Raw genomic sequence first — 13,033 nt, forward strand, 5'->3', positions numbered from 1 at the left:
GGTATACAATATACACAACAATAAGGCCTTTGATTATAACCTATGGCGACATAGCCAATAAGCAATATAAAACAAATTAGATTTTAATCAATAAATAATAGATAAAACCTTTAGATGAAACAATTCCATCTATCCTTCTTCCCTGTTCAGCAGGTCCAGGAGCTGCCTGACGCTTTCCATCAGGCTATCAGTGGCCTCGTGAACTTCATGGGACGTCACGGCGTTGCTCTGGGCGATCTCGTTGATGGTGTCCAGGGCCCGCGACAGCTCGCCCATATTGATGGACTGCTCGTTCATGGCGGTGGAAATGCTGCTGGACAGGGCATTGATGCCTTGCACGTCCTTTAACACGGTATCGCTCAGCTCCATCTGCCTGCCGGTCACGTCGTTCATCTCCGCGCTGAGCCTGTTAGACGCAGCCAGGGTGCCGGTGATGTCCCGCACATGGTTGTGAATGACGTTGAACATCTCGTAGCCGGAATTTATGTTTCCGCTGGTTTCGTTGATCAGGAGGGATATCTCCTTTGCCGACGAGGTGCTGTTGTCGGCGAGCTTGGAGATCTCGTCGGCGACCACGGCAAAGCCTCTCCCCGCCTCCCCGGCCCGCGCCGACTCGATTGACGCGTTCAGCGCGAGCAGGTTCGTCTTATCGGCAATCTCGGTGATCAGCTTGGTTATATCCTTGATCTTCTCGGCGCTGCCGTAAATTTTCTGCATGCCGTCAAGGGCCCTGCTGGAAACGACCAGGGCCTCGTCACCCTGGCGCATGGCCCGCTCCGATTCCCTCATGATCGCGCCGGCCTTGCCCGACACATCCGTGATAAGGTCGTTCAATCCGCCGATGGCCTTTTCGATCTTATTGATCGCGCCGGCCTGCACGGCCGCCTCCGACGTGACGCGCTCGATGGCCGACGTGTTTTCCTCCATGGCCGCGGACGATTCCTCCACCAGCGCGGCCTGGTCCTGGGACCTCGAGGTGAGATTCCCAGCGTTCTGGTTGAAAGTGTCAGCCGAGGCCCGGAGGCCGGAGGATATGCTCTTTATGGAATCAAGGATACGGTAAATGATGTCATAGTGCTTCCCGCTGACTTCCGCCTCCTCCTTGTGCTTCCGGTTCGACAGACCGGACAGGGTTATGTTGATATACGAGACGACGCCGGTAATGAGGAGGGCAGCGGTGCTGTTGGCGATACCCGTGCCCGCCGCCTGCAACGAAGACCCGTCGAGCCTGTCCCTGACAAAAACATAGAAAGCGATATTAGCCGCAATGAAAATGAGTGACACGATAGGCACCAGTTTTTTCTCGCCGAAAACAGCGGTGAACACGATGATATAAAAGAAATAGTAGAGGTACGACGTAAAGCCGGTATTGGGAGCCGTCATGGCATTGACGAAGCGGGCCGCAATGACCAGGGCTATGGTCGGGAAGAGATAGACCGTGACCGCGTAGTTCAGCCTGCCCCTCAGGATGAAGAAGATGCTGAGAATGACGAAGGACATGATACTGCCGGCGCCGACGGAGACCTTGAGGAAACCGGCCGGATTGATTACGGCGTAGGACACTATCAGCATCGTCAGCAAAAAAAGCATCAGGAAATCAAAATAGAGAAGGGCCGTCGCCTTGTGCCTGATGGTGAAGTTAGATGTCTCATAGCTTGATAAAAACAGGGCATTGATCTTTTTTATCATAGGGTACCTTTATTTGGATTCACGCCGGCCTGTTACACTGGCACAGGGCCGCACAACGTTCATTTTGAATGCAAGCCTTCCCCATCAAGACCCACAAATAAAAGAGCCTCTGGAAAAGAGGCTCCCGGACACCCAATTACTCGTTGATTTCGCGGCAACTATGATAAAGGGGTTTGACAATAATGATTGACCCGCCGGTTTCGATCGACATAATGAATCGCCGCCACAACAATAAATTCTTAATATATGCATTCAACAGGCAACAAGATAGAAATAACCGACATGATTTGCACATAATGACTATCAAGCACAATTCGAATATTAATAATTTTTGTCAACTCTAAAGAATGTGGCATTTATTTTTGTACGTGGCGCAATGCCGATATTTCGGATAATAACATTCAAGGCATATCGTTTCTCAGTTCCGGTAATCATGGCCAAATGAATTGATTATAAAAAAATAATGAATTTTATGCATAAAAAATAATATACAACGCGGGTCATAATAATTATTGTAGCGGCGGAGTAGATCACATGACTGAAGCCATAGAATTCATAAATACTTCAAAGATATATCGGATACCGTCACTATTGCCATGGCGGGCTTCAAAAAAAATATCCGCACTGAACAATATAAGCTTCAAATGTCCCCAAGGCAAGATTACATGTCTCCTCGGCCCCAATGGCGCCGGTAAAACAACAGTTATAAAAATACTTGCCGGTCTTGTATCCCCTGATGGCGGAAGCATTGAAATACTCGGCACTTCCCTTGACGATGCCGCGGCGAGGGAATCCGTAAAAATTGGGGTCATGGCTTCCAACGACCGCTCTTTTTACTGGCGCCTCACCGGCCGGCAGAACCTTGAATTCTTTTGTGCCCTATACGGTTATACAAGCCGGACCCTCCGCAGAATGGTATCAACCATTCTTCAAGAATTGAATATCGAGGCTGAAGCAGACAAACCCTTCCGCCTTTACTCGACAGGGACCAAACAAAAATTTCTCCTGGCCAGAGCCCTCCTCCATAATCCCGATATTCTTTTACTTGATGAGCCAACAAGCCACATCGATCCGATTGCGAAGGACGGCATACATACCCTGATCAAAGATAATTTCATCGCCGCAAGAAAGACCACGGTACTCCTCTGCACCCATGACATCTACGAAGTTCAGCAGTTGGCAGACCGCATTATCCTCCTCAGCGAAGGTGCGGTGATTGCCGAGGGAAGCCCATCTGAGCTCACATCCATGGTAAATCCCGGCATAACTTTTACAATGGATTTCTCCCGTATGCCACAAAAGAGCTGGGCTGCGAAAATCCCCGTTACCATTATCAGCACAACACGCGGCAGCATCGAATGCCGAGTGGCAACAAAAACAAGCATATCGGATGCCATAGAGGCCGCCGTTGCAGCCGGTGGTCGAATTACACGATGTGTTGAGAGGGAAGAATCAATAGTTGACATCTTTTCACGCCTCACCGGGGGAGGCACCATATGAAACTGGCCGCCTTTCTAAAGAAAGATATGCTGATCACTATGAGCTACCGATTCAACCTTGCGATTCAGGCGGCAAAAGTCATCATCTCACTCCTCATGTTTTATTTCATCGGAGAAACATTCGGCAGCACACTGTCTCCCTACCTGGGACGCTACGGCGGCAGTTATTTCGCATATGTGCTTGTAGGATATGCGGTTTCCACTTTCGTATCAGTGGGCCTTGATGCCTTTTCCAATGAAATACGGACCGCTCAGATCGAGGGAACACTGGAGGCCCTTCTGAGCACTCCCACGTCTATTTATACCATTCTCATCGGCAATTCCCTCTGGTCTTTCATTGAGGCCTTTGCTGAATCACTAATCCTCATTGGCATTGGGGTGTTTTTTTTCAGATTTAATATATCCCTGGCACACGCCCTCGGCACGATCATAGTTCTTGTTCTGACTCTTTTATCATTCCTTGCAATAGGCATGCTTTCAGCTTCATTCATCATGATATTCAAACAAGGCGACCCGATCAGGTTTGTTTTTGGTTCTTCGAGCTATTTCCTGGGGGGGGTTATCTTTCCAGTGGAAGTCCTTCCCGTACCACTACAGCACATGGCGGAACTGCTCCCCATCACACATGCCGTTAAAGCGTTAAGGGAACTTCTCCTGGCACGAATAAGCTTTGAAAGTATCGGCACGATCATGATGAATCTGGTGCTATTCATCATGATCGTGGCGCCGATAAGCATCGCAACCTTCCGCTTTGCCGTCAGAAGGGCCAAGAGGGACGGGAGCCTGGTGCAATACTGATTTCCCTCCAAATCTGAAGCTCTCGGCGAGGTGTGAGTGAATCCGTATAGCAAACTCCCCTATCCCCTCCCATCGAGTTAGAGGGATGTTTTCTTCCTCGCCGCCCGCTTCACGGTGCTATCAGCGATCATGCGGGACACCCACCCCGGGGAAAAACGCTGGAGGTAATAGAGGAACCGGGCCACATGCCCGGGCATGATCAGGTACTTTCCGCGCGCGATGCCCCGTATGATGTGCCGAGCAACGTAACCGACGCCGAGGGTCCCCATGATGTCCTTCATCGCCCGGCACTCCGGGGGAATTGTCTTGTTCTCCTCGACCAGGAAGGGTGTGTCGGTCTCCGGCGGGCAGGCAAGCAATACCTTTATGCCGCGCCCTGCCAGCTCGCTGCAGAGGGCCTCGGAAAAACCGATCAGGGCGAATTTCGACGTCGCGTACGCCGAGTAACCGAAAATGCTCATGAAACCGGCCATCGAGGATACAATTACAATGGTGCCGCCACTACCCTTCATATGGGGAAGGGCCGCGGCGATGACGTTCCGTGTGCCATAGAGATTTGTCTTCATGACCCGGTCAAATTCGTCGTAGGAAATCTTTTCGAAGTAATTGGCGCTTCCTATGCCGGCGCTATTGATGATCATATCGGGCGGGCCGAACTCCTTCACCGCGCGCCCGATGGCCTTCACGGTCATGGCGTTGTCGCCGACGTCAAGGGACATTACCCCGGTTCGCCGGGTAAGTCCGCCGCGGGCGTCATCGACGATGGCGCGGGCATCCTCCAGCTTTTTAGGGTCGCGGGCAAAAAGGAGCAGGTCGGCGCCCTGAGAGGCGAGCTGCCGGGCGATCTCAAGGCCGATCCCGCTGGAGCCGCCGGTGATGTATATTCGCTTGCCGTCAAAAACATTCATGGCCGTGGAGCCTCCTTCTGCGCGTTGGATATGATGCATCGGCATTACGGCGCACATCCTACCAGAGCGGGAGCTCTCTGTCGACCGGATTTATAAACCGCTTCGTTTTTTTATTGCTCGTCCGGGGACTCGCGCTTCCGGATGGCTTCTATGTTGTCATTGAGCTCATTGGATATCTGCTCGATGATCTTCGAAAAGCTCCGGACCACGTCGGCGTTCTGGAGGGTGTTCTGCGCTATATCGGTGATGGTGTTGATCATCTTGGTCAGCTCCTGCAGCACGTCAACCTGCTCATGGGAAAACGTGTAGATATCGCCGGAGATGCCGCTCAGCTGCTCGATCTTCGTCTGGATCTCGGTGTTCATGCCGTTCAGGCCCGTGGTGAAGGCGATGGCGTCCTTCATCACGTCGCCGGTCTCGAGGATCTTCGACCTCACGTTCATGAAGATGTCCGCGGTGCCGCTGATATACTGGAGCTCGCCGGCCACCTGGGACGTATGCTGCACGATGGTGGACTGGATCCCCTTGACCAGCTCGGTGGTCTGGTCCGCCAGCTTGTTCACCTCGTCGGCCACCACGGCAAAGCCCCTCCCCTGCTCACCGGCCCGGGCAGCCTCGATGGCGGCGTTCAGTGCCAGGAGGTTGATCTTGTCGGCCAGCTCGTTGATGGAGTTGACCGTCTCCTCGATGCGCTTCAGGTATTCCGCGAGGCCGCTGATGGCCCGTATCGACTTGTCTATGGTCTCGGCGCCGACGTCGACCTGCCGGATGGCCTCGTTGATGCTGTCGGTGAGGCTCGATACCCGCTGGGAGAGCTGTCCGCTCTTGGCGTTGATCTGGGTGATCTCGTTCTTGACGCCCTCGGAGTTGTCCATCTGGACCCTTATCGAATCGAGGTTTTTCTCGAAGGACGACGACATCTCCTCGTAGGCCGAAGCAGCCTCCTCCACGATGGCCGTGAGCTCCCGGGCGATATCGGCCAGGTGCTGGGACGCCTGGTCCATGTCTTTGCTCACGGTCTTGATCTCGAAGCTGTTCGTGGATATGGTGCCGATCATCCCCCGTATCGTCGCCACCATGGTGTTGAAGGACCGCGTCACATAGCCGATCTCGTCCTCCATGATGACGGGAACGGACGTTTCCAGGTCGCCCCCGTTGACGGAGCGCACGCCGTGCGAGAGGTTCCGGAGCGGCGTGATGAGAACGCCGCGGAAAAAGAGCTGGAATCCGAACCGGACCACCACCAGGACGACGCCCAGGAGGAGGACGAGCTTCAGCACGGACTTGTGCATGAATCCCCGGTACTCCTCGTAGGAGAAGCCCACCTCGTGGACGAGACCGCCTTTATAATCGGCGCGGCAGAACGAAACATAGTGGGCCCCGCTCCCGGAAGCGGTCCGGTAGACGCGCGATCCGGGCTTCTGGACCGGCGCGAGGTAGCGCAGCATCTCCGCCTTCAGGTCCCTACCCGTGGAGCCGCTCTCCGCAAGATGACGCTTCATGGCGTCGGCAAAGGGACCGAAGCCCTTGTGCTCCTTCGCGAGGTAGGCCTCCATGACGCCGCGAAACCCATCATCGGGCATCTGCCGGATCTTACTCCCATGATAAAAGGTTGTCTTGTTCAGGGACCCTATCGCATCATCCAGAAGCTTCACCGGATCTGCGGCGTTCTCCGGCTTGCTCTCAAGGAGCGCCTTCAATCCGCCCCTGTAGCCGCCAAAATAGGGATGTCCCTGCTCCAGGAAGCGCTTCGCCCCGGTGAAATCCTTGTCGCGGAAATATGTTTTAAGCATGCCGTAATAATAGGCGTTTGTCAGGTCGACGCCGATGGACGGGAACCCATCCGGGTCAACCCCATCATGGGCCGTCACTTCGTCTTTATCGACCGTATAGACGAAGCGGTATCGCGCCGCCCTGGTGAGACGGCCGGTCTGCAGGGTCATATCCATCTCCCGGTGGTAAATCTCGTCATAGGCCTCGTCCCGCTCCTGGAGGGAGATATAGCTTGAGAACTGGAGCACGATCAGAAAGGCGACGAGGGATATGCCGATGATCTTGCCGATGAAGGAGAAGCGGTCCCTGGAATTATTGAGATAGACGATGGTCATGAAAAAGTAACCGGTGAGATTCAGCAGGACCCATACGTTGTTGAATATATCACGCCCGACCACGCCGTCCCTGCTCATGGTATTCAGGAGCGACGGAATAATATTCGACACGAGATAGACGCCGCCGAGGAGGGCGACAATCCAGCGCTCCCTTCCTTTCAGGACAATTACTTTCCAGATGGCGACGATTATGGTTATGACGATATTGGCGACGATCACGATGCCGATATACTTGCTGATCTCATCGGCGTTGAAGTCCCAGTAGTGCCCGTGGTAGAGAAAGACCCGTTCAGCCCTGACGGTCATTACACAGAAAAATATGATACAAAGGCTCATCAGGCCATAGGCGATCCTGCCGTACCACTTCGTAAAGCGGGGATAAGTCACTTCGGGATAGCACAGATAAAAAAGATTGCCGTGTATCTCGGCGATGAGGATACAGGCGACGGTGATCCAGCGGTGAAAGGCCGCCAGGGGATGGTAAATGCTGGCGCAGATCAGGTAGCCGAAATTGAACACAGCCAGGAAGGCGAAAGCCAGGCCAAGGTGTAAGGTCGCCTTTGATTTCTGCCTGAGGGAGAGTAAAAAAAGGGCAACGACGACAAAGAAGGTGACGGCAATGAGAGAGCCGATGGAAAATGAGTTTAAATAAAATATTCGTTCCGTTCCCATCTTCCCCCCTAATTCATCGGCTCCCATGGGCGCGACAGTCAATCCGCGCTACTATTCGTGAAACCTTTGGCTTATAATAAAATAACTGATCACAAACCAACCGGACTGTCAAGAAATATCCGGGCAGAATAGGCAAAATAGCCAAGACGAGGGATTACATATTATAAAAGAAGAAACCGCCATCGGCCGGTCACATTGACTATGTCACGGGGATCCTTGCCGGTCTTGATCTGGAAGAAGGGGTCAGAGCATCCAGACAAGGGGGCTTCGCATCCAGGATTGAGGCATCTTGCCGAACCAGCAGGCGTGCATTACCGATAACTATCGGTCCACACCGGGGTCAGAGCATCCATGGACCGATAACTATCGGGGGAAACGAACCTTTCGCCTGGGAAAAAGGTGGGGTCAGAGCAAAACTAAATCCAGATAGCTGGTCATCAAAACAACTCCTCGAACAGGAAATCATGCTCCGGATACTCAAAGGCGCCCCTGTCTCCGCTTGAAAGATATATTCTTAAGAAGAGATTATCCGGCTCGAAGATCACCGTGTGGAGAGTGCCGTATCCTCCCACTGCCTCCATGATTGCCCTGCCTTCTTCCCTGCTCACATGGCCGTCGCCCAGGGCAACCGGCAGCATCTCCTTGATGGTGCAGTACCGTTTGGCGGATTCAACATAGCTGATTTCACTGTATCGCTTCAGGTAATGGTTGGTATTGATTATCGCGTAGGATAGCGATACCCTCTGGTCATAATCTGCATTCCAGGGCAATGTCCCGTTGTCCGACGGCTTGCGGTGCGTCACCCTGCCATCGGGATGATCCGCCTTGCCGTCATACTCCATGACCGCGGCGATGTCATCCCCTGTCCGTCCCGCCGAGGGATAGGCGAAGAGATAATTGCAGCCGTTGTAGTTGGGGAATCCTTCCAGCATGGCTTCAATATCGGCCGGCGTCGAGGACCCGTCAGAGCCTTCCAGCACCTTCCGCAGCGCTATGGAGCGGGGAATGAACCCGGAGGCATCGGTGTTCGGCAGATGGATTGTGTTCTGGATAATGCCGGCCACGCCGTATTCGTTCATCCCGCTGATGCAGCCGATGATGCCGCAGAAGGCCACATTGACCCACCGTGTGCCGGCAGAAGGATTATACGAGATGATGACATGGCTCCGCTTGATGGTGGCGCCCGGATCGATATAATAATCCAGGTTGCGCGCCATGAGAGTCGATCCCCCGTCCAGGGACCTTCCCCCGCCCCAGACGCTGAAGCTCGAACAGGCCCAGTCGGCCAGGGTGTTCAGTATCTTGAGGTCGTCCAGGTTTACCCGGTGAGCGACGCCGCCCGCCGGCCTCACCGCGAGGTCCCCTTCTGGGAGCGCGTCCCCCATCCCGTCAAGCATACCCTGCATCTCGGCGAGTGAGTCGGGGTCCCACGCCACATAGGCCTGGCGGTCCCCAAGCGCCGCGTAATCATAGTTGCGATGGGAAGCCACCCAGCAGGAAAACCGATTCATGGTATTCATGATCTCCGCCGCGAGGAGATACCCGTAGGCATAACCCATCCGGGAACGCGTCCCGGAAAGCTTCAGCACGCGGACCGGGCCGCTGACCGTCAGGTTGGATTTTGCGTCGGGCGACACGTACAGGCCGTCGCCTTTTACCGGCAGCTCCTGATTGGCAAAATACGACGAGGCCAGCAATGAGGCGCCATAGTCCCGCTCCCCGCCATGGCCGTTGCAGGACGCAATAACCAGCGCCGCGGCCATAACTCCCGCAAGCATCATGGATGCCGCGGTTTCCCTGCGCTTTATATCTCTCAACATGACAAATCCTCCGGGCCGGCCCGATGGAAGGTCCGTGTCACATCTCAGACATCCATCTTAATAAAGGCGCAACCGAATGAAAATATTCAAGGAAGGGGGGAAAGTCAAGTTTTGGTGATATTTTTTTAACTTTTATTTTCCGGCGATCCAAGAAGCTTTTTCGCCACCGCGAGCTGGCCCAGGGCGATGCATCCGTCATTGCAGGGAACCTGCTTATGGGTGTACACGGTGAAGCCTTTCTCCGAGAGGAGATCGATGATGCCTTCCAGGAGGACCCGGTTGTGAAAGACCCCGCCGCTCAGGGCAACGCCGTTGATGCCGCTCCGTTCCCGTATCCTCTCCGCCACGGCGGCCGTGGTGTGGATGATGCTCTGGTGGAATGCCGCCGCGATGTCGTCGACGGCGGTCCCCTTCTCCACGAGGGAGACGACGTAAGCCGTGAGGTCATCGGTACCGATAACTATCGGTTCGCCGTCGGAGAACGGGACAAGATAGGGTTTTTCCGGCGCCCTCCCCCGCAGGGCCGCCTCCTCCAGGAGCTGCGCGGCCTCAGCCTCGGCGCTGACGGAGCGGGCAATGCACAGGATGGCCGCGATGCCGTCGAATATCCGCCCTATGCTGCAGGTGAGGGGCGAATTGATCTTCTTCTTTATAATTTCGATGACGACCGCTGAATCCCCATCACGCGCCATGACCGGATAGTTATCGCCGAAACGCCGGTGCAGCAGGGAGAGGCCGATCTTCCACACGTCCTTGATAGCGCTCTCGCCGCCGGGCAGGGGGAAGGCGCTGAAGTGGGCCGCCCGCTCGAAGCCGCCCCTGGTGGCCACCAGGAACTCGCTCCCCCAGAGGGTGCCGTCCCTGCCGTAGCCGGTGCCGTCGAAGGCGATGCCGATGACCGCGCCCTCGAGGCCGTGCTCCTCCATGACAGAGGCGACATGGGCGTGATGGTGCTGGACCTCGATGAGTCGCTTCCCCCCCGACGCCAGCTCTTCCGCGTGCTGCCTTGTAAGATACGCCGGGTGCTCGTCCGCCACGATCACCTCAGGCTCCGCGTCGAAGATCCCGATGAAGTGCCCCACCGTTCGCCGGAAGACCTCGTAGGTGAGGGGATCGGCCATGTCTCCCAGGTACTGGCTCATGATGATGAAATTCTTCCTGGCCAGGGCGAAGCTGTTCTTCAGGTCGCCGCCCATGGCGAGCATGTTCGCCGGCGCGTCCCCGGAAAGGAACGGGACCGGCACATAGCCCCTGGAGCGCCGTATGAAGTAGGGCTTCCGGTTCACCACGTAAAGGACGCTGTCGTCTCCCTGGCCGATGATCTCGCGGTCATAGGTGACGAAATAATCGGCGATGCGCCCCAGCCGCTCGAACACCGTGTCGTCGCAGTACTCGATCGGCTCGTCCGTGACATTGCCGCTCGTCATCACCAGGACCATGTCCGGATCGATTGAAAAGAGATGGTGATGAAAGGGCGCGTAGGGAAGCATGAGGCCCAGGTAGGAAAGGCCCGGGGCCACCATCCGGCTCACGTCGTGGCGTGTTTCCCTGAGGAGCACGATGGGCCGCTCCTTGGAGCAGAGCAGCTCCCGCTCCACCGGGCCTATTTCGAGGAACCTCCCGGCTGCTTCCACGGAAGCCGCCATGACGGCGAAGGGCTTGAAGGGCCGCCTCTTTCTCTTCCGGAGCTCGCCGAGGGCATTGTCGTTCCGCGCGTCCGCGGCGAGGTGGTACCCGCCGATGCCCTTGATGGCCATGACCGAGCCCCTTTTAAGAAGAGACACGGTCTTCACTGCCACGGCCTCGGTGTCTGATTCAAGGAGCTTCTTCCCGCCGTCATAGAGGGCGATGCGGGGCCCGCAGACAGGGCAGGCGTTGGGCTGCGAATGAAAACGCCGGTTTTCAGGGTCGGTATATTCGGCCATGCACCGGTCGCACATCGGGAAGGGCTCCATGGCGGTGTTCTTCCGGTCATAGGGGATGTCGCGGACAATGCTGAACCGCGGCCCGCAGTTGATGCAGGTGATAAAGGGATAGTGATAGCGCCGGTTTGACGGGTCCGCGAACTCCCGGCGGCACCGGTCGCACAGGGCCACGTCGGGGGAATAGAAGGCGAGGCGCTCGGCGGTCACGGCGCTCCGTTCAATGCCAAAGTCCGCGCGGACCGAGGGCGCTGCCTCGCGCGCGTCAACCGACATGATCATGGCCAGGGGCGGCGCGGCCGTGGTCAGCTCGGCGAGAAACCGGCCCAGGTCCCCCTCCTCGCCGTCTGCGCGCACCACCACTCCTTCAGTGTCGTTCAGGACGCTCCCGGTGATGTTGTGACGCCGGGCCAGCTGATGCACGAAGGGACGGAAGCCAACGCCCTGGACGATACCTTTTATCCTGATATTCAGCGATTTCTTCATGGGAAGGAGAAGCTATATCCGGTACCCTATCATGCCGGTGACGTAGAGGGTGTGGCGCTCGCCCGGAATCCGGTCATAATCAAGCACTCCGCAGCCGATGCCGAATTCGATGAATACGCGGTTCATGGTGAAGCCGAAGACCATCCTTGCTCCCAGGTCGATCGGCTGCAGGCGCGTGGTGTAATCGGTTTTCCTTCCATAGAGGAAAACGCTGTACCGGGCCTTGGCGAAGAAGAGAACTGCCACGTCCAGCCCGGCTCCCATGTAAAACTCCTCCAGTATATAGAAGCGATACAGGACCGGCGCGGTGATGTAATTGGTGTCGACATTCGATTTGTCCACGTACTTGTTGAGGGGCAGGCTGTAGAGGAACGGCAGCGGCAGCCCGGAAAAAATGGCGAAGAGGCTGGTGTTGATGATCCTGACCTGAATGATCCGCTGCTCGTAAAATAGCCCGACTGAGATGCAGTGGCGCTTCCTGATGGTGAAAAGCGCCTCCATGCCTCCACGGAAACCGGCGGTGAAGGAGCCCTTTTCATATTTGTATTTGAAAAAATCTTCCCTCGACTCGCGGGGCCCAAGGATCCCATACCCGAAGGCCCCGATGCTGAATCCCATATTAAAGGCCAGGACCTTCTTGCTTTTTCTGATGGAGGGATGCTCCTTCAGCCGGGCCTCGATGCCGTCATCCTCGGTCTTGCCGTCCAGTTTTTTGCTTTTCTCGCTGTCGGGGTCCCGCCAGTCTCCGCCCTCGCTTTCCTTTATGCCGGAATCTGATTTCCCGTCATCGGCCTTCGGGGCGTCCACGGACGACACGCCGCGCGGCGGCCTGTTTGCGGCGTCCGCGGCCATAGCAGCGGCATAAACGCGGCACCATCCCGCCGCGAGAAGCACCAGCACAGATATCATAACCAGTTTTTTCATGGAGGGTCCCCGATCGTCATATCCGCTAAAAGCTAAACATTCAACCGAACGGCGTCAATTCATTTTTGCGGTAATTTGATCCTCACCCTGTTGGAACGGCCACATGGGTTACATTTTAAACTGGGCACATAGGTTACACTTTTAACAAGGTTCTAATAACTCTCTTTTTGTGTAAATCAATATAGCCCAACCTATAAAAACTAAAAT

Annotated in this window: 8 protein-coding genes; 2 read left to right on the plus strand and 6 right to left on the minus strand. The window is 55.6% G+C overall.

Translation table 11 applies throughout. The annotated features are described in order from the left end of the window. Positions 1 to 129: 129 nt before the first annotated feature. On the minus strand, positions 130 to 1,689 hold the full coding sequence (locus KA369_05575) for a hypothetical protein (protein MBP7735426.1): 1,560 nt from the start codon (positions 1,687 to 1,689) through the stop codon (positions 130 to 132). A 534-nt stretch (positions 1,690 to 2,223) separates the two neighbouring features. Between KA369_05575 and KA369_05580 the strand changes: the two genes are divergently transcribed. Further along, the gene (locus KA369_05580) at positions 2,224 to 3,189 is read left to right on the plus strand and encodes an ABC transporter ATP-binding protein (protein ID MBP7735427.1); all 966 of its coding nucleotides are present in this window, start codon (positions 2,224 to 2,226) and stop codon (positions 3,187 to 3,189) included. Continuing rightward, positions 3,186 to 3,986 (plus strand): ABC transporter permease, encoded by an 801-nt coding sequence (locus KA369_05585; protein MBP7735428.1) that lies wholly within the window; start codon positions 3,186 to 3,188, stop codon positions 3,984 to 3,986. Before KA369_05580 ends, KA369_05585 begins: the two co-directional genes overlap by 4 nt. 77 nt (positions 3,987 to 4,063) lie before the next feature. On the opposite strand, the gene KA369_05590 is transcribed toward KA369_05585, so the two are convergent. The 5 genes from KA369_05590 to KA369_05610 form a co-directional block, all read right to left on the minus strand. After that, the gene (locus tag KA369_05590; protein ID MBP7735429.1) at positions 4,064 to 4,894 is read right to left on the minus strand and encodes an SDR family oxidoreductase; all 831 of its coding nucleotides are present in this window, start codon (positions 4,892 to 4,894) and stop codon (positions 4,064 to 4,066) included. Positions 4,895 to 5,004: 110 nt separating this feature from the next. After that, positions 5,005 to 7,674: a HAMP domain-containing protein gene (locus tag KA369_05595; protein MBP7735430.1), complete on the minus strand. Its 2,670-nt coding sequence runs from the start codon at positions 7,672 to 7,674 to the stop codon at positions 5,005 to 5,007. A gap of 437 nt (positions 7,675 to 8,111) precedes the next feature. Further along, on the minus strand, positions 8,112 to 9,494 hold the full coding sequence (locus KA369_05600) for a hypothetical protein (protein ID MBP7735431.1): 1,383 nt from the start codon (positions 9,492 to 9,494) through the stop codon (positions 8,112 to 8,114). A gap of 125 nt (positions 9,495 to 9,619) precedes the next feature. Then, positions 9,620 to 11,902 carry a carbamoyltransferase HypF gene (gene hypF, locus KA369_05605; protein ID MBP7735432.1) on the minus strand — a complete coding sequence of 761 codons (2,283 nt, stop codon included), beginning with the start codon at positions 11,900 to 11,902 and terminating at the stop codon, positions 9,620 to 9,622. A 12-nt stretch (positions 11,903 to 11,914) separates the two neighbouring features. After that, entirely contained in the window at positions 11,915 to 12,826 is a 912-nt protein-coding gene (locus KA369_05610) for an outer membrane beta-barrel protein (protein ID MBP7735433.1), read from the minus strand. Positions 12,827 to 13,033 lie beyond the last annotated feature (207 nt).

This window comes from Spirochaetota bacterium (assembly GCA_017999915.1).
In the GTDB taxonomy this organism is placed as follows: Bacteria; Spirochaetota; UBA4802; order UBA4802; family UBA5550; genus RBG-16-49-21.